Origin of the sequence: Roseateles asaccharophilus, from assembly GCF_031458115.1 — a bacterium.
Lineage (GTDB): Bacteria > Pseudomonadota > Gammaproteobacteria > Burkholderiales > Burkholderiaceae_C > Pelomonas > Pelomonas asaccharophilus_A.
The window spans coordinates 13,829-35,080 of record NZ_JAVDXV010000005.1; the positions used below are offsets into that span (position 1 = coordinate 13,829).

Below are 21,252 nucleotides of genomic sequence, written 5' to 3' on the forward strand. Positions count from 1 at the left end.
TCAGGGCTGGAATTGACCCGCGACAAGACGCAGCTGCCGGTCGCAGCGCGCCGCCAGGTCGCGGTCGTGGGTGACAAGGATGAAGGCGGTGCCGAGCTGGCGCGAGCGCTCCAGCATCAGCGCGAAGACGGCGTCGGCCGTGTCGCGGTCCAGGTTGCCGGTGGGCTCGTCGGCCAGCACGCAGGCCGGGTGCGTGACCAGCGCGCGCGCGATGGCCACGCGCTGGCGCTCGCCGCCGGACAGCTCGGCCGGCCGGTGTTGCAGCCGGTCCTTCAGGCCCACCTGGGCCAGCATCTGCGCGGCCGTCTCGCGCGCCTGCGCCGGCGTCTGGCGGCGGATGCGCAGCGGCATGGCTACGTTGTCCAGCGCGCTGAACTCGGGCAGCAGATGGTGGAACTGGTAGACAAAGCCCAGGTGCTGGTTGCGCCACTGGCCGCGTGCGGCCTCGTCCATGCCCGCCAGCGACTTGCCCATCAGCGTGACGCCACCCTGCGTGGGCACGTCCAAACCGCCCAGCAGGTGCAACAGCGTGGACTTGCCGGAGCCCGAGGCTCCGACGATGGCCAAGGTCTCGCCCTTCTTCACCGTCAGGTCGACGCCGCGCAACACGGTCACGTCCAGGCCGCCTTCGCTGAAGCGGCGCGTCAGGCCTTGGGCCTGCAGGATGACGTCACTCATAGCGCAGCGCCTCCGCCGGTTGCACGCGGCTGGCACGCCAACTGGGATAGAGCGTGGCCAGGAAGGCCAGCACCAGCGACGTGACGGCGATGGGGACGATGTCGGCCTGCTGCGGATCGCTGGGCATCTGGCTGATCAGGTAGATGCTGCCCGGCAGGAAGCTGACGTTCAGCATGTGTTCGATGAAGGGCACGATGACATCGACGTTGAACGCGATCAGCAGCCCCAGCGCCACGCCGGCCAGCGTGCCGATGACACCCGACACCGCGCCCTGCACGATGAAGATGCCCATGATGGAGCGCGGGCTGGCGCCCAGCGTGCGCAGGATGGCGATGTCGCTCTGCTTGTCGGTGACCGTCATGACCAGCGTGGACACCAGATTGAAGGCCGCCACCGCGACGATCAGCGTCAGCACGATGCCCATCATGCGTTTCTCGATCTGCACCGCGTCGAACCACACCGCATTGGAGCGGGTCCAGTCCCGCACCAGGATCTCCGGCCCCATGCTGCCGGCCAGGTCGGCCGCCACGCGGCGGGCGTCGTGCACGTCCTTCAGCTTCAGCTGCACGCCGGTGGGGCCACCGGTGCGGTACAGCTTGGCCGCGTCGTCCACATGGACCAGCGCCAGGCTGGAGTCGTATTCGTAGTGGCCCGAGCTGAACGTGCCCACCACATTGAACGCGCGCAGCCGCGGCACGACGCCGGCCGGCGTCACCTGGCCGCCCGGTGCGACGACGGTGATCTTGTCGCCCTCGCCCACGTTCAGCTGGCGCGCCAGCTCGGCGCCCAGCACGATGTTCCAGGCACCGGGCTGCAGGCGGGCGAACGCGCCGTCCTTCAGCTGCGCCCCCAGGGCGGTGACCTGCGCCTCGTCGGCCGGCGAGATGCCGCGGATGACCGTGCCGCGCATGTCGTCGCCGCGCGCGATCAGGCTCTGCGTGGCGATGAAGGGCGCCGCGCCGATGACGGCCGGGTTCTGCCGCGCCTTGGTGGCCGTGGCCTGCCAGTCCGGCAGCGCCTGCCCGGCATAGTCCAGCAGCTCCACATGCGCGATGACGTTCAGCATGCGGTCGCGCACTTCCTTCTGGAAGCCGTTCATGACCGACAGCACGACGATGAGGGCCATGACCCCCAACGCGATGCCGATCATGGACGCGCCGGAGATGAAGCTGATGAAGGCGTTGCGCCGCCCGCCGCGGCCGGCGCGGATGTAGCGCCAGCCGACCTGGAGTTCAAAAGGCAAGGCCATGGACCGGATGTGCAGGGAACAGCATGGGGCCGGGATGGTAACTGGCGCCTCTGGCGAGAATGCCTCGATCTCCCTTCAGGAACCGCGATGAAGCGCTTTTCCGTCCTGCTGACGGCCTGTCTGCTGACAAGCCCCCTTGTCGCCCAGCCCGACCTGGTCATCCTGGTGCGCCATGCCGAACGCGCCACCGAGCCCGCCGGCGACCCGGGCCTGACGCCGGCCGGCCAGCAACGCGCCGCCGCGCTCGCCCAGGCGCTCGCCGGGCTGCGCGTGAACGCCATCGTCACGACGCAATACCGCCGCACGCGCGACACGGCCGCGCCACTGGCCCAGGCCTCGGGTCTACAGCCGCTGGTGGTGGACGCCAAGGCCGGCCATGTGCAGGCCGTGGCCGACGCCGTGCGCGCGCAGACGGGCGTGGTGCTGGTCGTGGGCCACAGCAACACGGTGCCTGCCGTGCTGGCCGCTCTGGGCGGCCCCAAGCTGGTGGATCTGTGCGAGACCAGCTTCCATCACGTCTTCACGCTGCAGCCCGGCCCGCAAGCGCGGTGGGCGCAGTTCAGCTACGGCGCGCCCAGCAAGCCTCCAGAGGCCGGTTGCCTTTAGGGCCTGTTAGCCCTACGGGAGTAGGTCGCGAAGGCCCTCTGCCAGGGGCCAATCAAGGCGCAGCGCGCCGCTCGCATTGATATGCGAGCAAGTGGTGCAACGCGGAGTGGCCCCTGGCAGAGGGCCTTCCCTTCGGGTTGAGGCCAGAAAGCCCGCGCGCGGCGTTGCAAATGCTCGCCGGGTGTTCAACCCGGCTCCGCTTTGCGCCTTGCTCGCGGGCCTTCTGGCCTCACCGCGGCCTGCTCCCGTAGGGTTAACAGGCCCTAGTTCGCGCCAGGCCGCTTCAGCTCCCACTTCGCCAGCGTGAACTCGCGATAGGGCACGGCCTGCGTGCTCAAGGTGCGCTCGAACCACGGCAGCGCGTCGCCGCGCCGGCCCTGGGCTGCCAGCTGCTGGCCGATGAAGAAATAGGCCTCGGCCAGGCGCAGCCGCTCATGCTCGGGCTTGGCCTTGGCGGCCTTCAGCAGCGAATCGCGGTCCAGCGCGCCGCCCAGGTAGCGCAGCAACTGGCCGCCCCATTCGTCCTGGCCGGCATCAAGATTGGCAACGTCGTCGGCGATGGCCGCCTTGCCCCGGCCGCCCTGGCGCTCGGCGGCCAGGTACAGCCACAGCAGCACGAAGTGGCGTGACTCGCCGGTGGTGTTGGCGGCCACGTCGCGCAGCACGGACTCTGCCTTCGCATAGTCGCCCAGCATGAAGTGCGCCGTACCCAGCCAGCCCGCGGGCGGGCTGCTGCTGCCCAGCTGCGCCTGCGCGTTGAATGCGGCCAGCGCATCGGCCGGGCGGGCCAGGCCCACCAGCGCCACGCCCTTGGCCTCCAGCGCCGCGGCGGCCTCCTCGGCGGGCGGCTGGGTCTTCAGCGCCGCCTCGGCGTCGAGCAGCGCGCCCTCGAAGTCGCCCAGCAGGTTGCTGGCCTGCGCACGCTCGGCCCACACGCGGGCGGCGAGGCGGCCGGCGGGATCCAGCTTGGGCAGCAGCAGCGTGCCAGCCAATCGCGTGATCTCGTTGGCCTGCAGGATCTGCAGCAGCGTATCGGGCCGGCCCGCGCTGAACTTGGCCATGCGACGGTCTATGGCCTTGAACTCGTCCTCCAGCTTTTTGTCGCGGAAGTCGATCAGCACCAGCCGCGCCCGGCTGCTCAGCAGTTGCCGCGCGCGGCCGACGCGCTCGCGGTAGGTCTCCAGATCGCTGGGCAGCACCTCGTCGCCACGGCGCTCATAGCGGCTGGCCACCACCATCGCGCCGTTCTGCGCCTCCACGCGCACCTGGAAGCCGAAGTGCTTGTCGCTGACCTGCTGCGGCGCGGGCGCCGCGGCCGTGAAGGGCTGCGGGCCGGTGAAGCTGACGCGCAGCTCCATCAGCCGCGGCGGGTCCAGCAGAAAGGGTTGGCGGCGGCGCGCCTCGGGCGGCAGCGCGAACGCATCGACCAGCTCGATGGCCGGCAGCTCCACCTCCAGCTGGCCACGGCCATAGCGCCCCGGCGCCGGGTGCTCGAAGGCCAGCTTCAACTCGATCTCGTTGCTGGCCCGGTCGTCCACCAGCTCCGGCGCGCCCACGCTGACCAGCCCCGGCACCGCCTTCACGTACTGCCCGCCAACGGCCTCGGCGAGACGGTCGACGCCGGCCTGCGCCGCGTTGGCGCGCCAGCGCTCGGCCGCCAGGCCGGCGGCCTTGAACGAGGTGCGCAACTGCGCGGGCTTCTTCAAGTCCGCCAGGTTCCAGTCCTGGCGGAAGCTCATGCTGTCCACCGCGAACGCCGGCGGCGCGATGGCCGTCAGTGCCTCGGTGCCGGGGCCGACGACGAGCCCGGCGCCATAGGGGAAGTAGCCGCGCCGCTCCAGCGACAGGCCCTGGCCGTTCATCGTCGGGTCCAGGAAATAGACCTGCTCGCCCAACTGCACGCGGCTGATGACGTGGTCGAACACGTTGTGCGAGGGCAGGAAGCCGAACACGCCACGGTTGCGGAACACCGACACCAGCACGGGGCGCGCGTCCAGCCCCAGGCCGGTCAGCAGCGCGTTCAGCAGCACGACCTTGTCCTTGCAGTCGCCCAGCCGCTCGGCCAGCGTGCGTGCCGCGGGCTTGGGGCGGTGCGAACTTTCACCCAGGCTGGCGGAGAAGTAGCGCACCTCGTCCTGCACGAAGCGCAGCGCCGCGGCCACCTGCTCCTGCGGCGTGCCGCCCTGCGCCCGGATCGCGGCCACGCGTTCGGCCAGCGCCGCATCCGCGGGCTCGGCCGCGAACAGCCGCTGGGCCCACTGGTTCACGTCGGCCCAGCTGCCGTAGTCGCTGACATGCAGCGCCGGGTAGACCTTGAACCAGGGCGGCGTGTTCACCTCTTCGGTGACGGGCGCGACCTGCTCCCTCACCAGGCGCAGCACCTGGCGGCCCCCCTCCTCGAAGCGCTCCGGCTGCAGCGCCGTGGCCAGGCCCTTGACCTGCAGGGGCCGGTCGGGCGGGCTTTCGATGCGCAGGTGCAGGCGGTCGATGGGCACGTCGTCCGCCAGCGTCAGCAGCGCGGCGAAGTGGCCTTCAAAGATGGGGTTCTCGCCCTCGATGCTGTAGGCCACGTCGACGACGTCGCCCACGCGCACGTCGTTGATGACGACCAGCGCCGTGCGCACGCCGTCGATCATCTGGCGCTCCAGCTGCTGCTCGCGGCGCATCAGCTCGATGCGTGCATCCTTCAGCCGGTCCTCGCGCCGGCCGTCGCGGATGACGGCCACCTGGTGGATGACCAGTTGCTGGTAGGCCGGGTTGAAGCCGATCTGCGGCTCCGACACCTCGCGCAGCGTGGACGTGTCCAGCGCCACGCGCTGCAGGCGGGTCCAGCCGACGGTGGCCGACTTGGGCGCGACCTGGATCTGCAAGTCAACCAGCGGATCACGCCTGGCCTTGGTGCCGGGCGCCGCCGGCTTGGCGGTCGACGCGCTGGCCTCGGGCACGGGCTTGACCCAGCCGGGCACCGGGCCGAAGCGGTAGCCGGCGCCGACCGGCACGGCGGGATAGGGGGATGCCGGCGCCGCCTTCACAGCGTTGACGGGCTTCGCCGGCTTGGCGGCACCTGCCGCAGCGGGCTTGGGGGCCGCTGTCGTCTGCGCGACGGCCAGCCCAAAGGACAGGGCCAGCCACAGCGCCGGCCAGAACTTCTTGGTCATCAGCATCTTCTCCCTGCTCTGCCGCCGCGATTGTGCGGCGGCTCAGGGTCGGATGCTCAGTGCAGCATCTGCTCCACCTCGGCCGACGGATCACCGGCGGCGGCCACCTTGGCGGCCAGCATGTCCAGGTCCAGGTGCAGATGCTCGATCAGTTCGGGCACGGCCACCTTCAGCGCATGCACGGGCTCGTCGTGATGCTCGGCCGCATCGGCCAGCACCTCGGCCACATGCAGCACCGCGGCGATCAGCGAGAACGGGCGGATCTCCAGCGGCGTGTTGGCGTCCTTGAACGCCTCCACCATGCGGTCCGGGAAATGCCAGTGTGCCGCCAGCGACGCGGTCACGTCGGCATGCGTGCAGCCGAAGCGGTGCTCCTCCAGCGAGAAGCGGCTGCCCGGCTCGGCGGCGTGGCTCTCCACGTCGGCCACCAGGTGGGGCTCGTCGATGGCCATCAACAGCTGGCCGGTGCGCAGCATCAGCCCGGCCAGGTAGGCGGTGTCGGTGGTGGCGCTGTCGGCCCCCAGCATGCGGGCCAGGATGCGCGAGTAGTTCGCGGTGGCGATGCTGTGGCGCCAGAACACGGTACGGTCCAGACCCTGAACCTTGGGAAAGGCGCCGCTGAGGCAGGCGGCCATCGCCAGGTTGCGCAGCGTCTCCAGGCCCAACGCATGGGCGGCGTCGATGACGGTGGAGATCTGGTGCGACGGGCTGTAGTGCGCCGAGTTGGCCAGCCGCAGCACCTTGGCGGTCAGCGCCCCGTCTTTCTCGATGAGGGCGGCGATCTGGGCCAGACCCACGTTGTCGTCGTCAAAGCTCCTCAGCAGCCGGGAGGCCACCTCGGGCATGGTCGGCAGGGCGTTGTGCTTGACGAAGAAACGCTCGGCAGCTGCAGTCATCGTTGACTCCTTCCTGAACTCGGATGCGAACCAGTCTAGGACTAGAGCACCAGCAGCGCGCGGAAATCGTTCACGTTGGTAAAGCTGGGGCCAACGCTCAGTAAATCCCCCAGGGGGGCAAAGAAACTGGCGCTGTCGTGCGCGTCCAGCAGCGCCTGCGGATTCAGGCCCAGGGCGCGGGCGCGACCCAGGCTGGTGGGGGTCAGCAGCGCACCGGCGTGCGGGCCCACGCCGTCGATGCCATCGGTGTCGGCGGCCAGCGCGTAGACGCCCGGCTCGCACTGCAAGGCCAGCGCGCAGCCCAGCAGGAACTCGGTTGCGCGGCCACCCTTGCCTGCCGGCTTGGAGGCGCCGACGGTCACGGTCGTCTCGCCGCCGGACAGGATCACGCAAGGTTTGGCGAAGGGCTGGCCACGTCGCGCGACCGCGCGGGCCAGCGCCGCATGCAGGCCGCCCACGACGCGGGACTCGCCCTCGATCTCGTCGCTGAGGATATGGGCCGCGATGCCTTGCGCCCGCGCGGCGTCGGCAGCGGCTTCGAGGCTCATCTGCGGCGTGGCCAGCATGACCAGCGCATGCCCGGCCAGCCGCTCATCGCCGGGCTTGGGGGTCTCGAACGCGCCCGACTCCAGGCCGGCGCGGGCGGCGGCGGGCAGGTCAATCTTGTAGCGGCGGCAGATGGTCAGCGCATCGGCGCAGGTGGTGGGGTCGGCCACCGTGGGGCCTGAAGCGATGACGGCCGGGTCGTCACCCGGCACGTCGCTGATCGCCAGCGTCAGCACGCGGGCCGGCGCGCAGGCCGCGGCCAGGCGCCCGCCCTTGATGGCGGACAGGTGCTTGCGCACGCAGTTCATCTCGCCTATGGATGCGCCGCTGTTCAACAGTGCCCGGTTGACGGCCTGCTTGTCCGCCAGCGTCAGGCCGGGCGCAGGCAGGCTCAGCAGCGCGGAGCCGCCGCCAGAGATCAGGCAGATGACCAGGTCGTCGGCCGTCAGTCCACGCGTCAGCGCCAGCAGCTTCTCGGTGGCGGCCAGGCCGGTCGCGTCGGGCACCGGATGAGCGGCCTCGACGACCTCCAGCCAGCGCGGCCGCCAGTTTGTGGGAATGTGGCCATAGCGCGTGATGACCAGCCCGGACAGCTTCGCCTCGGCGGGCCAGGCCGCCTCCAGCGCCTGCGCCATCGCGCCGCCCGCCTTGCCGGCGCCCAGCACGAGCGTTCGGCCTTTCGGCGGCGACGGCAGGTGCGCCGCGAGCATCCGTGCTGGTAGTGCCCGCGCGACGGCCACGTCGTACAGCTGGCGCAGCAAGGCGCGCGGGTCGACTGTCATTTCTGCAAGGCCCAACGCGCCATCAACGCGCGTTCCTCTTCGGTCATGGCCGTCGCGTTGTTCAGCGGCATGAGGCGCTGCACGGCGACCTGCTGGTGGATCTGCGCCTTGTGCGCCGTCAGCGTCTCGGCCGTGTCCAGCCGCACGCCCTTCTGCGCCACGTCGCCGGTGTGGCACATCAGGCAGCGCTGCGTGGCGATGGCCTGCACCTGCTCCAGCGTGACGGGCGCCACCGCCGCGACGGCCGGCTGCGGCTTGGGCGCCATCCACACGATGAGCCCGGCCAGCAGCGCCAGCGCGAGCGCGACCGAGCCCCAGCTGTTGACGCCCTTGTGCCGCTTCACGAAGAAGATGCGGATGGCCACGCCCGCCGCCATCAGCACGCACAGGACCATCCAGTTGTGCGCGTGCTGGGTCAGCATGCCGTAATGGTTGCTCAGCATCGCGATCAGCACCGGCAGGCCGAAATAGGTGTTGTGCACGCTGCGCTGCTTGCCGCGCTGGCCATGGATGGGATCAGGCTTCTGGCCCGCACGCATCTGAGCGATGACCTTCTTCTGGCCCGGGATGATCCAGTGCGCCACGTTGGCGGTCATCATGGTCGCCAGCATCGCGCCGACGATCAGGAAGGCCGCACGGCCGGCGAACAGGTGACAAGCCAGCCAACTCGCGAAGATGACCACGACGACGACCACCGCCATCACGCGGCCGTCGTTGCCGATGCCGCCGTCCTTCGTGCGCCCCAGCGTCTGGCAGGCGATGTCGTACGCCGCCGCGCCGCCGAACAGGAAGCCGATGGCCGCCAGCACCGCATGCCAGGGCGCACCCCATTCGTGCACGCGGGTGTCGATCAGCATCTGGCTGGGGTTGCACAGATAGAGCACGACGAACAGCGCGAAGCCGCTCATCCAGGTCCAGTAGCTCTCCCAGTAGAACCAGTGCAGGTCCTTGGGCAGGTTGGCGGGCGCCACCATGTACTTCTGCGGGTTGTAGAAGCCGCCGCCGTGCACGGCCCACAGCTCACCGTCCACGCCCTTGGCCTTGAGGTCCTCGGCCGTGGGCTTGAGCAGGTGGTTGTCCAGCCAGACGAAGTAGAACGACGCGCCTATCCAGGCGATGACGGTGATGACATGCAGCCAGCGCAGCAGCAGGTTGGCCCAGTCCAGGAGATAAATGTCCATGAGCGGCGGGTTCTCGCACGGCCCCACCACGGCGGGTGCTGTGGGGCCTCAAGCGTCGCGTCCGCAGGGGCCAACATGGCCCCCGACACCGCTGCGACTGGGCGCGAGTGTAGGCAGGCACGCGTCACCCGCGCACCACGCGCCGCTCCGCGAACCCACAATCGGCCCATGCTCCTTTGCACATCCTGTGCCCGTTCGTTCGCCGCCACTATTGCACTGGCACTCGCCGGCCCCGTGCTGGCGCAGGAGGCCCCGGTGGTCCGTCTGGCCACCAATGTCGAGCGCAGCTACTTTCCGCCGGCCGAGGCGCTGCTGCGCAAGGCCTATGCCTCGCTGGGGATGCAGGTCGAGTTCCTGCCCTGGCCGCTGCCACGCGTGCAGGTGGAACTGGCCACCGGCCGCCTGGACGGCGTGGCCATGCGCGTGGACGCCTTTTTCGAGCAGACGCCCATCGTGCGCAAGGTGGATGTGCAGTTGCTGCAGTTGCATGTCTACGCCTTTGGCCGACCGCCCTGCCCCGCTGCGCTGAGCGCCGAGGAGCTGGCGCGGCGGCGCATCAGCTACCAGCGCGGCATGACGGCCGTGGAGGCGCTGCTGCCCGAAGCCTCGCGCGTGCCGGCCAACACGCCCAGCGACGCCTTCCTGAACCTGGGCGCCGGCGCGGCCGACTTTGCGCTGGTGCTGACCACGCCGTGGATGGCCGAGGTGCCCGTGGACACGCGCGGGGGCACGCTGTGCCGGGTGGCCACGCCGCTGGCCCGCAGCGCGCTGTTCCACGGCGTGCACGAGTCGCGGGCGGCCTGGGTGGCGCCGCTGGAGAAGGCGCTGCGCCGCATGCGCGACCGCGGCGAGATCCAGCAGGCCTGGGCCGACTACGAGCGCGAGGTCGCCAGCGAGAACAAGCGCCTGCAAGCCCAGCCAGGCCGCAGCCTCACGCTGACGCCGGCGGCAGTGCCAGCATCTGCGCCAGCACGGCCACCGCAATGACGGCGGGCTCCTTGCCCGGCACGCCCGGCACGCCGATGGGACAGACGACCTGGGCCAGTTCACCCTCCGTGAAGCCGCGCGCCTCCAGGCGCTGACGAAAGCTCGCCCACTTGCTGCGGCTGCCGATGAGGCCGATGAAGGCCAGGTCGCCGCGTTCGCGCTGGCGCTTCAGGCAGGCGGCGACGATGTTGAAGTCCTCGGCATGGCTGTAGCTCATGATGAGGACGGCCGAACCGCCGGCGAGGTCGGGCACCGCGTCGGCCGGCGAGTCCAGCGATTCCTGCTGCCAATGGGGCTCGGGCGGCTGGGTGGGAAAGGCGGCCTCGCGGCTGTCCACCCAGTGCAGGGCCAGCGGCAGATCACGCGCGATGCGGGCGATGGCCAGCCCCACGTGGCCGGCGCCGAACAGCGCGACGGGACGCAGTGGCGGCACGGGCAGGTAAGCGGCCAGGTCTTCGCCCGCGGCAATGGCCTGGAAGCGCAGCCACACGACGCCGCCGCAGCACTGGCCCAGGCCGGGGCCCAACGGATAGCGCACTTCGGCTTCCAACGCGCCGCCGGCCAGCGCCGCGCGGGCACGGGCGATGGCGTCGAACTCCAGATGGCCGCCGCCCACGGTGCCGGTGGTGGCGCTGGCCGTCACGGTCATCCAGGCGCCCTCTTCGCGCGGCACGCTGCCGCTGGTGCGGGAGACCGTAACGAGGATCAGCGCTTCAGCTGCCACGGTAGGTGGAATAACTCCACGGCGACGCCAGCAGCGGCACGTGGTAGTGGCTGGCCGCGTCGGCGATGCCGAAGTCCAGCGGCACTTCGTCCAGGAAGGCTGGCTGCGGCAGCGCGGTGCCGCGGGCGCGGAAATAGCTCGCCACCTCGAACACCAGCCGGTAGCGGCCGGCCAGGAAGTCCGCGCCCTCCAGCAGCGGTGCGTCCGCCCGGCCGTCGGCGTTCAGGTGCAGGCTGCGCAGCCACTTGGGGCCTTCCGCATCGAATCGGTACAGCCGCACGGCCATGCCGGCGGCCGGGCAGCCGTTGGCGGTGTCCAGCACATGTGTTGTCAGTTTGCCCATGGGAACTCCGAGGCGGAATCGACGATTGCTTCAGGCAAAGTGTAGGGATGAGTACACCCCGCTACCCCCGTGACCTGATCGGCTATGGCGAAAACCCGCCCCACGCGCAGTGGCCCGGCGGCGCGCGGGTGGCCGTGCAGTTCGTGCTGAACTACGAGGAAGGCGGCGAGAACTCGGTGCTGCACGGCGACGCCGGCAGCGAGCAGTTCCTGTCCGAGATGTTCAACCCGGCCAGCTACCCGGCCCGACACCTGAGCATGGAGGGCATCTACGAGTACGGATCGCGCGTGGGCGTATGGCGGCTGCTGAAGGAGTTCGAGCAGCGCGCGCTGCCGCTGACCGTGTTCGGCGTGGGCATGGCGTTGGAGCGCCACCCGGACCTGACGCAGGCCTTCGTCGAGCTGGACCACGAGATCGCCTCGCACGGCTGGCGCTGGATCCACTACCAGAACATGGAAGAGGACACCGAGCGCGCCCACATGGCGCAAGCCATGGCCAGCCTCAAGCGCCTGACGCTGGGCCGGGACCCGCACGGCCTGGGCTGGTACACCGGCCGCGACAGCCCCAACACGCGCCGCCTGGTGGCCGACTTCGGCGGCTTCGAGTACGACAGCGACTACTACGGCGACGACCTGCCGTTCTGGATGCAGGTGAAGAAGACCGATGGCAGCCTGGCGCCCCATCTGGTGGTGCCCTACACGCTGGACTGCAACGACATGCGCTTCGCGCTGCCGCAGGGCTTCAGCCATGGCGAGCCGTTCTTCGAGTACCTGAAGGACACCTTCGACGTGCTGTACGCCGAGGGCGCCGACAGTCCCAAGATGATGAGCATCGGCATGCACTGCCGGCTGCTGGGGCGGCCCGGGCGCATGCGGGCGCTGCAACGCTTTCTCGACCACATCGAGGCCCATGACCGCGTGTGGGTGTGCCGGCGGCTGGACATTGCGCGGCACTGGAAAGCCACCCACCCGTTCGATGCCAAGACGGCCTTCGTCTGGGAATGACCACGCTACATATCCGGGCCCCACAAGGTTTGCACAGGACGCTTTGACCATGTCTTCCTCCACCCACGTCACCGACGCCTGGATCGCCGATCACTTCGAAGACGAAGTCCGCTTCCTGCAGCAACTCGTCCGCATCCCCACCGACACCCCGCCCGGCAACAACGCGCCGCATGCGGACCTCACGGCGGAGCTGCTGACCGAGCTGGGCTTCACGGTCGAGAAGCACCCGGCGCCGGGCTGGGCCGTGCAGGCGGCGGGCATGCAGTCGGTGACCAACCTGGTCGTGCGGCACCGCTTCTCCACCTACGGCCCCACCGTCGCGCTGAACGCGCACGGCGATGTCGTGCCGCCCGGCGACGGCTGGACACATGACCCTTATGGCGCCGAGATCGTCGACGGCAAGCTCTACGGCCGCGCCGCCGCGGTCAGCAAGAGTGACTTCGCGACCTACACCTTCGCGCTGCTGGCGCTGAAGAATTCCGGCCTGCCGCTGAAGGGTGCGGTGGAGCTGCACTTCACCTACGACGAGGAATTCGGCGGCGAGCTGGGCCCCGGCTGGCTGTTGCGCGAAGGCATCACGCGGCCCAAGTTCCTCATCGCGGCCGGTTTCAGCTACCAGGTCGTCACGGCGCACAACGGCTGCCTGCAGCTTGAGGTCACGCTTTCGGGCCAGGCCTCGCACGCGGCCTATCCGCACACGGGCGTGGACGCGCTGCAGGCCGCCAACAAGCTGCTGACGGCGCTGTACGCGCACAACGACGTGCTGCGCACGCGGCTGTCGCAGGTGCCCGGCATCACGCACCCCTACCTGAACGTGGGCCGCATCGAGGGCGGCAGCAACACCAACGTCGTGCCGGGCAAGGTGGTGCTGAAGCTGGACCGCCGCATGATCCCCGAGGAAGACGCCACCGAGGTCGAGGCCGAACTGCGCGCGCTGATCGCCGCCGCCGTCGCGCAGAGCCCCGGCGTGACGCTGGACATCAAGCGCCTGCTGCTGGCCCATTCCATGCAGCCGCTGCCCGGCGCGGCGCTGCTGATCGCCGCGCTGCAGAAGCATGCCGAAGCGGTTTTCGGCGAGCCCATCCCCACCTCCGGCACGCCGCTGTACACCGACGTGCGCCTGTACACCGCGCACGGCGTGCCGGCCGCCATCTACGGCGCCGGCCCGCGCACGGTGCTGGAGAGCAATGCCAAGCGGGCCGACGAGCATCTGGTGCTGGACGACCTGAAGCGCGCCACGCAGGTGGTGGCACGGACGGTGGCGGACCTGCTGTCGCCCGCCTGAGTCGCGAAACGTGAACCGCCTCGTGCCCCGCTCACGGAAGCGCCCGCGATGAAGTCGCGTCGTGGCGACGGCGCCGACCTGCAGCAGCTGCTCGCGCTGAACCTCGCCGACCTGCAGTTGCTGGCCGTGCTGCTTCAGGAAGGCAGCGTCACGCGGGCCGCCGAGCGCACCCGCCAGCCCCAGCCGGCGGTCAGCCGCAAGCTGCAGCGGCTGCGTGCCGTGCTGGGCGACCCCTTGCTGGTGCGCAGCGGGTCGCGCCTGGTGCCGACCGAGCGCGCCGCGCTGCTGCGTGAGCCGCTGTCCGAGATCCTGTCGCAGGTGGCGCGGCTGGGCGCCGGCAGCGGCTTCGACCCGGCGACGACGCAGCGCGCCTTCGTCATCGCCTCGGCGGACAGCCTCGCGCCGACCTTCCTGCCCGAGGTGATCGCGCGCGTCACGGCGGCCGGCTCGCGCATTGCCGTCCATGTGCGGCCGGTCGACCCGGCGTTCGACATCGCCCAGGCGCTGGACGCCGGCCACATCGACCTGGTCGTCAGCAACGAGCCGCGGCCGCGCGAGGATCTGCGCCTGGGGCCGCTCTACAGCGACGAGGTGGTCTGCATCATGCGCGAAGGCCATCCCTTCGCGCAGGAGCGGCGCCTGTCGCTGGCGCGCTACCTGCGCATGAGCCACCTCGTGCCGCACGCGGGCACCGCACCGCGCACGGGCCCCATCGACGGCGAACTCGCGAAGACCGGCTACCAGCGGCGCATCACCGCGACGGTGCCGGAGTTCAATCTCGTGCCCTATGTGCTGACGCGCTCCGACCTCGTCTTCACCACCGCGCGCCGCTTCGCCGAGCACTACGCGGCCATGATGCCGCTCGTCATCACGCGCGCGCCCAGCGAGCTGCCGCCGATGAACTTCTACCAGCTGTGGCACGAACGCAGCCACGCCAGCCCGGCGAGCCGGTGGCTGCGTGAGCAGGTCAATGCCGTCGCCCAGGATCTGACGCGGCCCACCTGAGGCCCAACATGGCCTGAGCGATATGGGCCACATGGCCCGCGCATGGCTTTTGCCATGCCTGCGCGATTCCTAGACTGAATGCATTCGTCCAGGAGCTCGCTGATGCACCGCCGCCAATTGCTCAAGTTCGCCGCCGCCTGCGCGCCGGTCCTCCCCGCCCCGGCGCTCGCCGCACCGGCCAGGCTGACGCCCATCAAGTTCACGCTGGACTTCCGCGTCACCGGCCAGGTCGCGCCGTTCTTCGTCGCGCTGGCCAAGGGCTACTACCGCGAACAGGGGCTGGACGTCAGCATCGATGTGGGCAGCGGCTCGGTGGCCTCCATCACCCGCGTGGCCAGCGGCGCCTACGACCTGGGCTTCGGCGACATCAGCTCGCTGATCGAGTTCAACGCCGATGCCGGCCGCGCCGACCTCGTGCGCGCCGTCTACCAGTACTACAACCGTGCGCCCTTCGTCATCATCGGCCGCCGCGACCGCGGCCTCGCCAACGACTGGCGCAGCATCGCCGGCAAGCGCATCGCCGCCGCCGCCGTCGAGTCGACCCGCCGCGCCTGGCCCATGGCCGCCAAGCAGCTGGGCATGAAGGCTGACGCGTTCGAGTGGGTCACGACCGACTTCTCGCAGCGCGACAACGTCCTCATCCGCGGCGACGTGGACGGCGCGACCTACTTCCACGACTCCGCGGTGTCGCTGTTCCAGCGCGTGCCGGCCGAGCAGCTCGCGGTGCTGAAGTATTCGGATGCCGGCTTGCAGCTCTATGGCAACGCCATCCTCGCGTCGACCAAGCTGGCCGCCGCCAACCCGAATGCCGTCGCCGGCTTTCTGCGTGCCACGCAGCGCGGGCTGCACGACACGCTGGCCGACCCGGCTGGCGCGATGGCCCATGTCCTCGCCCGCGAGCCGCTGCTGAATGCGGCGACCGAAGTGGCGCGCTGGAACATCACCGCCGGCTATGTGAGCGGCGCCGACACGCGCCAGCATGGCCTGGGTGGCGTGCACCGCGCGCTCGTGGAGCAGCAGATCGCCTCGGTCGGCGAGACCTTCGGGCTGAAGGCCAAGCCGGCCTTGGACGGCGTCTACGACCTGCGCTTCCTGCCGCCCATGGCCGAGCGCGCGCCGAAGGCCTGAGCACCATGAGCGACGCCCTGAACGACAGCGATGCGCTGTATCTGCGCCGCGCGATCCAGCTCTCGGCCGAAGCCGGCTGGCGCGGCAACCGGCCGTTCGGTGCGGTCGTCGTGAGCCGCAGCGGCACGTTGCTCGGCGAAGGCCGCAACGACAACACCGAGACCGGCAACTGCACCCGGCACGCCGAGGTCAATGCGCTGAGCGCCGCCTCGCAGGCGCACCCACGCGACGCGCTCGTCGGCGCCACGATGTACGCCTCCGGCGAACCCTGCGTGATGTGCGCGGGCGCCATCTTCTGGTCGGGCATACGCCGCGTCGTCTTCGGCATCGACGCCGTCAGCCTGAGGACTTTCCGAGCACTGCAGGCCGGCGCCGACGACCTGGAGATGTCCTGCCGCGAGGTCTTCGCCACGTCTTCCCAACCCTTCGAGGTGCTAGGCCCGGCGCTCGCCGACGAAGCCCTCGAACCCCACAACGCCTTCTGGCACCGCTGAAGCAGAGTCACCATGAACATGATGCAGGAACTGCAGAAGGAGTCGCGCATGGGCGCGATGGGCTCCGAGACCCATCAGCGCGAGGTGCGCGTCATCGACCTGGCCGACTTCGACGCCCGGCGCGCCGAGATTGCCGACCAGCTCTGGGACGCCGCCGTCGATGTGGGCTTCTTCCAGCTGAAGAACCACGGCATTGCGCCGGGCGTCATCACGCAGGCGTTCGAAACAACCCAGCGCTTCTTCGCGCTGCCCGAGGCGGTGAAGGCCCGGCACCCGTTGAAGAAGCAGTTCAACGCCGGCTGGGAAAGCCGCGCCCAGGTGCGCCCCTCCACCGGCACGCCCGACCAGAAGGAGTCCTACCAGATCACGCGGCCGCACATGGCCGGCCTGTGGCCCGACGACGAGCTGCCCGGCTTCCAGGCCACGATGCTGGACTTCGAGCGGCAGGCCTGGGCAGTGGGCATGCGCGTGCTGTCCTGCTTTGCCACCAAGCTGGGCTTCGCAGACGACTTCTTCAGCATCGCGCACGACCCGTCCAAGCCCGCCTACCAGAGCACGCTGCGCCTGCTGCACTACTTCGCCATAGCCCCCGACCAGCGCGACCGCCTGGGCCTGTGGCGGGCCGGTGCGCACACCGACTTCGACTGCCTGACGCTGCTTTTCCAGCGTGCCGGCCAGGGCGGCCTGCAGCTGCTGCCGGGCAAGGACATGGACTCGCAGGCCTGGACGCCGATCACGCCGGCCGACGACCTCATCACCTGCAACATCGGCGACATGCTGATGCGCTGGAGCGACGACCAGCTGCCGTCCAACTTCCATCGCGTGAAGAACCCTGGCCCGGACGAGTACCAGGGCGCGCGCTACAGCCTCGCGTTCTTCGCGCAGGCCAACCGCGACGTGCTCATCGAAAGCCCCTCGGGCAAGTACGCGCCCATCACGGCCGAGGACTATCTGCAGCAGCGCGTGGCCGCCAACTTCGCCAAGTACTGACATCGCCGCACCACATCAGGGCGAGAGCGCTCAAGCGTCGATCGCCCGTGGTGCAGACGGCGTTTTCGCGACGCCATGACCCGCACCACTGCAGGCATGGAACTTGTGTAGTGCAGGGAATCACTGCGTCGCACGCCTCTCAAGGAAACCGAATGACCTTCACCCAGCACGTCGGCAAGCTGCTCACCGCCCTCGCCCTGATCACCGCGCCATTCGTCCACACACAGGCGCAGGCCCAGGAGACGCCCATCAAGTTCCAGCTCGACTGGCGCTTCGAAGGCCCCGCCGCGCTGTTCCTGCTGCCGGTGGCCAAGGGTCACTTCAAGGCCGAGAAGCTGGACGTGACCGTGGACGCCGGTAACGGCTCGGGCGGCGCGGTGACGCGCGTGGCCTCGGGGAGCTACGACATCGGCTTCGCGGACATGGCCGCGCTGATGGAGTTCCACGCCAACAACCCCGACGCGCCCAACAAGCCGGTGGCGGTCATGGTGGTCTACAACAACACGCCGGCCGCGGTTCTGGCGCTGAAGAAGTCGGGCATCAAGAGCCTGGCCGACCTCACCGGCAAGAAGCTGGGCGCGCCGGTGTTCGACGCCGGCCGCCGCGGCTTCCCCATCCTGGCCAAGGCCAACAAGCTGGGCGCCGTGAACTGGATCAGCATGGACCCGCCGCTGCGCGAGACCATGCTGATGCGCGGTGACGTGGATGCCATCACCGGCTTCTCGTTCACGTCGCTTTTGAACCTGGAAGCGCGCGGCGCCAAGGCGGCCGACGTGGTCGTCTTCCCATACGCCGAGAACGGCGTGAAGCTGTACGGCAACGTCATCATCGCCAGCCCGAAGTTCATCAAGGAGAAGCCGCAAGCGCTGAAGGCCTTCCTGCGCGCCTTCACCAAGGGCGCCAAGGAGGTGCTGGCCAAGCCCGACGACGCCATTGCCTTCGTCAAGGAGCGCGACGGCATCATCAACGTGGACCTGGAAAAGCGCCGGCTGCGCATGGCCATCGCCGACGTCATCGCCAGCCCGGATGCACGCGCCGAAGGCTTCGGCCAGCTGAACGCAGCACGCCTGTCGCTGATGGCCAGCCAGGTGTCCGACACCTATGCCACCAAGACGCGCGTGGACGCCGGCAGCGTGTGGAACGGCAGCTTCCTGCCCAGCGCCGCCGAGCTGAACATCCTGCCGGCCAAGAAGTGAGCATGGAGGCGTTTGTCGATTTCCGCGATGTCTGGCTCGCCTACAACGACGAGCTGCTGCAGCAGGGCAAGTTTGCTGTCGAAGCCATAGACCTGAAGGTCGCGCGCGGCGAGTTCATCGCCATCGTCGGTCCGTCGGGCTGCGGCAAGTCCACCTTCATGAAGCTGGCCACGGGCCTGAAGCCACCGTCCCGTGGCGAGATCCGCGTGGACGGCAAGACCGTGCACGGCCCGCTGAAGATCAGCGGCATGGCCTTCCAGTCGGCCTCGCTGCTGCCCTGGCGCACCACGCTGGCCAACGTCATGTTGCCGTTGGAGATCGTGGAGCCCTTCCGCTCCGAGCTGAAGCACAAGCGCCAGGAGTTCGAGGCCCGCGCCCGCGCCTTGCTGGCCCGCGTGGGTCTGGCCGGCTATGAAGACAAGTTCCCCTGGCAGCTGTCCGGCGGCATGCAGCAGCGCGCCAGCATCTGCCGTGCGCTGATCCACGAGCCCCAGCTGCTGCTGCTGGACGAGCCCTTTGGCGCGCTGGACGCATTCACGCGCGAGGAGCTGTGGTGCATCCTGCGCGACCTGCAGTCCGCGCAGGGCTTCAACGTCATCCTCGTCACGCACGACCTGCGCGAGTCGGTCTTCCTGGCCGACACCATCTACGTGATGAGCAAGAGCCCGGGCCGCTTCCTGTTGAAGCGCGAGGTCGGCCTGCCGCGCCCGCGCGAGCTGGACGTCACCTACACGCCCGAGTTCGGCGAGATCGTCCATGAGTTGCGTGGCCACATCGGCGCGCTGAAGAAGGCCGGCGCGGAGATCGCCCAATGAAACTGCGCAACCAGGCCCACTGGATCCTGCTGGTCCTCATCCTCGGCATCTGGCAGAGCCTGTGCGGCCTGTTCGACGTGTCGGAGTTCATCTTCCCCAGCCCCTCGCGCATCGCGCAGCAGTTCTGGGAGCACCACATGGTCATCCTGGGCCATGCCTGGCGCACCTGGTGGGTCACGATGCTGGGCTTCGCGATCTCCATCGTCGTGGGCGTGCTGCTGGGCTGCCTGATGGGCAGCTCCAAGCTGGCCTACTCGGCCATGTACCCGCTGATGACCGGCTTCAACGCGCTGCCCAAGGCGGCCTTCGTGCCCATACTGGTCGTGTGGTTCGGCATCGGCGTGGGGCCCGCGGTGCTGACAGCCTTCCTGATCAGCTTCTTCCCCATCATGGTCAACATCGCCACCGGCCTGGCCACGCTGGAGCCCGAGCTGGAGGACGTGCTGCGCGTGCTCGGCGCGCGCCGCACGGACGTGCTGTGGAAGGTGGGCCTGCCCCGCTCCATGCCCTACTTCTTTGGCGCGCTGAAGGTCTCCATCACGCTGGCCTTCGTCGGCACCACGGTGTCGGAGATGACCGCCTCCAACGAAGGCATAGGCTATCTGCTGATCTCGGCCGGCTCCTCCATGCAGATGGGTCTGGCCTTCGCCGGCCTGGTGGTGGTGGGCGCGATGGCCATGGCCATGTACGAATTCTTCGCCGTCGTCGAGCGCCGCATGACCGGCTGGGCGCACCGCGGCAGCCAATCCTGATTCACACCTGAGGAGAACCATGAACAAGAAACAAGCGCTGCTGTCTGCTCTCGTCACTCTCGCCGCCGGCCCCGCGCTGGCACAAAGCAGCGTGACTGCCTTTGGCCTGATCGACATGAGCATAGGCACCGGCAAGGTGGCCGGCACCAACGCGTCGATCAAGACCGCCGACAGCGGCAAGATGACCACCAGCCACTTCGGCTTCCGCGGCATGGAAGACCTGGGCGGCGGCGTGGCCGCCACCTTCCAGCTGGAGAGCTTCCTGCGCGCCGACATCGGCAACAGCGGCCGCTCCAACACCGACAACTTCTGGGCCCGCAACGCCAACGTGGGCCTGACCAGCAAGGAGTGGGGCACGGTCAAGCTGGGCCGCAACACCACCACGCTGTTCGTCGCGGCGCTGAACTTCAATGCCTTCGGCGACTCCTTCGGCTACTCGCCCACCATCCGCCACATCTTCACCAGCGGTACGGTGACCGGCGACTCCGGCTGGAGCGACTCGGTGCTCTACACCACGCCCAACTACAGCGGCTTCACGGCCAGCGCCTTCGTCGCCGCCGGCGAAGGCTCGGGCGGCCGCAACGTGGCCGCCAGCGGCACCTACGTGAACGGCCCGCTGGCCGGCGCGCTGGTCTACCAGAAGGTGCAGAAGGACGCGGCCGTGGACGACACCTCGGTGTGGATGGCCAATGGCTCCTACGACTTCGGCGCCGTCAAGCTGTTCGGCCAGTACGCCAAGGCCGAGAACCTGACCCGCCGCGTCGACTACAAGATCTACGAGGTGGGCGCCAGCGTGCCCATCGGTGCCGGCAAGCTGCTGGCGCAGTACGGCGAGATCAGCCCCAGCGCCGGCGCTGGCCGCAAGACCTGGACCGTGGGCTATGACTACTGGCTGTCCAAGCGCACGGACGTCTATCTCGTCGGCATGAGCGACAAGATCGAAGGCCTCGCGGCTGGCAACAGCGTGTCGCTGGGCATGCGCCACCGGTTCTGACGCGCCCCGGCGGCCTGCCTAGAATGCGGCCCGCCATGCCCACGCTGACCCACGCCCGCGCGCGCCGCCACTCCTGGTGGTGGCTGGCCGTGTTCGTGCTGGGCGTGCTGGCGCCGGGCATCAGCGCGACGCTGGCGCACGCGCGCGGCGACTTCTCGGCCTGGCAGGACATCTGCCGCTCGGCCAGTTCGCCCAACGCGCTGAAGCCGCAGCCCATCGAGGCCGCGCTGGACCTGCTGGCCAAGGGCCATTGCCCGGCCTGCCACCTGGCCGCGGCCGACCTGGCGCCGCCGCCCGCCCCGATGCTGCTGCCGCTGCGCAGCGAGCTGGGCTTCGAAGCCCCCGAGCGCTTCTGGAGCGCGCCGGTCACCGCGCATGCGTGGCGGCCTGCCGCCGCACGCGCCCCTCCCCTGCAAGCCTGAGTCCCCGACCGTCGCCA

The 21,252-nt window shown here is 69.6% G+C and carries 21 protein-coding genes; 13 read left to right on the forward strand and 8 right to left on the reverse strand.

Going from position 1 to position 21,252, the window contains the following annotated elements:
* Window positions 1-678, reverse strand: coding sequence for a lipoprotein-releasing ABC transporter ATP-binding protein LolD (lolD, locus tag J2X21_RS13230; protein WP_310329224.1), 678 nt, complete (start codon window positions 676-678; stop codon window positions 1-3).
* Window positions 671-1,927 carry a lipoprotein-releasing ABC transporter permease subunit gene (locus J2X21_RS13235; RefSeq protein ID WP_310329227.1) on the reverse strand — a complete coding sequence of 419 codons (1,257 nt, stop codon included), beginning with the start codon at window positions 1,925-1,927 and terminating at the stop codon, window positions 671-673. The genes lolD and J2X21_RS13235 overlap by 8 nt, the downstream gene beginning before the upstream one ends.
* Window positions 1,928-2,014: 87 nt before the next feature.
* Here J2X21_RS13235 and J2X21_RS13240 point away from each other — a divergent pair, with 87 nt between their 5' ends.
* The gene (locus J2X21_RS13240; RefSeq protein WP_310329229.1) at window positions 2,015-2,533 is read left to right on the forward strand and encodes a histidine phosphatase family protein; all 519 of its coding nucleotides are present in this window, start codon (window positions 2,015-2,017) and stop codon (window positions 2,531-2,533) included.
* A 263-nt stretch (window positions 2,534-2,796) separates the two neighbouring features.
* Here the strand turns inward: J2X21_RS13240 and J2X21_RS13245 are convergent, their stop codons facing one another.
* Genes J2X21_RS13245 through J2X21_RS13260 form a run of 4 tightly spaced genes read right to left on the reverse strand, consistent with a single transcriptional unit; the run spans window position 2,797 to window position 9,096 of the window.
* Complete coding sequence (locus J2X21_RS13245) at window positions 2,797-5,691, reverse strand: DUF3857 domain-containing protein (RefSeq protein ID WP_310329232.1); 2,895 nt, start codon at window positions 5,689-5,691, stop codon at window positions 2,797-2,799.
* Between the two features lie 56 nt (window positions 5,692-5,747).
* The gene (locus tag J2X21_RS13250; protein ID WP_310329234.1) at window positions 5,748-6,587 is read right to left on the reverse strand and encodes an HDOD domain-containing protein; all 840 of its coding nucleotides are present in this window, start codon (window positions 6,585-6,587) and stop codon (window positions 5,748-5,750) included.
* Window positions 6,588-6,628: 41 nt separating this feature from the next.
* Entirely contained in the window at window positions 6,629-7,915 is a 1,287-nt protein-coding gene (locus J2X21_RS13255; protein ID WP_310329237.1) for a glycerate kinase type-2 family protein, read from the reverse strand.
* Window positions 7,912-9,096 (reverse strand): urate hydroxylase PuuD, encoded by a 1,185-nt coding sequence (locus J2X21_RS13260; protein WP_310329239.1) that lies wholly within the window; start codon window positions 9,094-9,096, stop codon window positions 7,912-7,914. The genes J2X21_RS13255 and J2X21_RS13260 overlap by 4 nt, the downstream gene beginning before the upstream one ends.
* Window positions 9,097-9,264: 168 nt before the next feature.
* Here J2X21_RS13260 and J2X21_RS13265 point away from each other — a divergent pair, with 168 nt between their 5' ends.
* Window positions 9,265-10,083 carry a substrate-binding periplasmic protein gene (locus tag J2X21_RS13265; protein WP_310329242.1) on the forward strand — a complete coding sequence of 273 codons (819 nt, stop codon included), beginning with the start codon at window positions 9,265-9,267 and terminating at the stop codon, window positions 10,081-10,083.
* Here J2X21_RS13265 and xdhC read toward each other — a convergent pair.
* Window positions 10,028-10,807 carry a xanthine dehydrogenase accessory protein XdhC gene (gene xdhC / locus J2X21_RS13270; protein ID WP_310329246.1) on the reverse strand — a complete coding sequence of 260 codons (780 nt, stop codon included), beginning with the start codon at window positions 10,805-10,807 and terminating at the stop codon, window positions 10,028-10,030. The two genes, J2X21_RS13265 and xdhC, sit on opposite strands and share 56 nt — an antisense overlap.
* Window positions 10,797-11,150 (reverse strand): hydroxyisourate hydrolase, encoded by a 354-nt coding sequence (gene uraH / locus J2X21_RS13275; protein WP_310329247.1) that lies wholly within the window; start codon window positions 11,148-11,150, stop codon window positions 10,797-10,799. The genes xdhC and uraH overlap by 11 nt, the downstream gene beginning before the upstream one ends.
* A 47-nt stretch (window positions 11,151-11,197) precedes the next feature.
* Between uraH and puuE the strand changes: the two genes are divergently transcribed.
* From puuE to J2X21_RS13330, 11 genes are all read left to right on the forward strand, one after another.
* On the forward strand, window positions 11,198-12,154 hold the full coding sequence (gene puuE, locus J2X21_RS13280; protein ID WP_310329250.1) for an allantoinase PuuE: 957 nt from the start codon (window positions 11,198-11,200) through the stop codon (window positions 12,152-12,154).
* 49 nt (window positions 12,155-12,203) lie between these two features.
* On the forward strand, window positions 12,204-13,439 hold the full coding sequence (locus J2X21_RS13285) for a M20/M25/M40 family metallo-hydrolase (protein ID WP_310329253.1): 1,236 nt from the start codon (window positions 12,204-12,206) through the stop codon (window positions 13,437-13,439).
* A 48-nt stretch (window positions 13,440-13,487) separates the two neighbouring features.
* Complete coding sequence (locus J2X21_RS13290; protein WP_310329255.1) at window positions 13,488-14,444, forward strand: LysR family transcriptional regulator; 957 nt, start codon at window positions 13,488-13,490, stop codon at window positions 14,442-14,444.
* 102 nt (window positions 14,445-14,546) lie between these two features.
* Entirely contained in the window at window positions 14,547-15,572 is a 1,026-nt protein-coding gene (locus J2X21_RS13295; protein WP_310329258.1) for an ABC transporter substrate-binding protein, read from the forward strand.
* A 5-nt stretch (window positions 15,573-15,577) separates the two neighbouring features.
* The gene (locus J2X21_RS13300; protein ID WP_310329260.1) at window positions 15,578-16,066 is read left to right on the forward strand and encodes a nucleoside deaminase; all 489 of its coding nucleotides are present in this window, start codon (window positions 15,578-15,580) and stop codon (window positions 16,064-16,066) included.
* Window positions 16,067-16,078: 12 nt separating this feature from the next.
* A complete protein-coding gene (locus tag J2X21_RS13305; protein ID WP_310329263.1) occupies window positions 16,079-17,056 on the forward strand; it encodes an isopenicillin N synthase family dioxygenase in 978 nt (325 codons plus the stop codon).
* Window positions 17,057-17,208: 152 nt separating this feature from the next.
* Complete coding sequence (locus J2X21_RS13310; RefSeq protein ID WP_310329266.1) at window positions 17,209-18,252, forward strand: ABC transporter substrate-binding protein; 1,044 nt, start codon at window positions 17,209-17,211, stop codon at window positions 18,250-18,252.
* Between the two features lie 2 nt (window positions 18,253-18,254).
* A complete protein-coding gene (locus J2X21_RS13315) occupies window positions 18,255-19,067 on the forward strand; it encodes an ABC transporter ATP-binding protein (protein WP_310329269.1) in 813 nt (270 codons plus the stop codon).
* A complete protein-coding gene (locus J2X21_RS13320) occupies window positions 19,064-19,819 on the forward strand; it encodes an ABC transporter permease (RefSeq protein WP_310329271.1) in 756 nt (251 codons plus the stop codon). The genes J2X21_RS13315 and J2X21_RS13320 overlap by 4 nt, the downstream gene beginning before the upstream one ends.
* 19 nt (window positions 19,820-19,838) lie before the next feature.
* Window positions 19,839-20,813, forward strand: a complete 975-nt coding sequence (locus tag J2X21_RS13325) for a porin (protein ID WP_310329273.1) — start codon at window positions 19,839-19,841, stop codon at window positions 20,811-20,813.
* A 35-nt stretch (window positions 20,814-20,848) separates the two neighbouring features.
* The gene (locus J2X21_RS13330) at window positions 20,849-21,235 is read left to right on the forward strand and encodes a DUF2946 family protein (protein ID WP_310329275.1); all 387 of its coding nucleotides are present in this window, start codon (window positions 20,849-20,851) and stop codon (window positions 21,233-21,235) included.
* Window positions 21,236-21,252 lie beyond the last annotated feature (17 nt).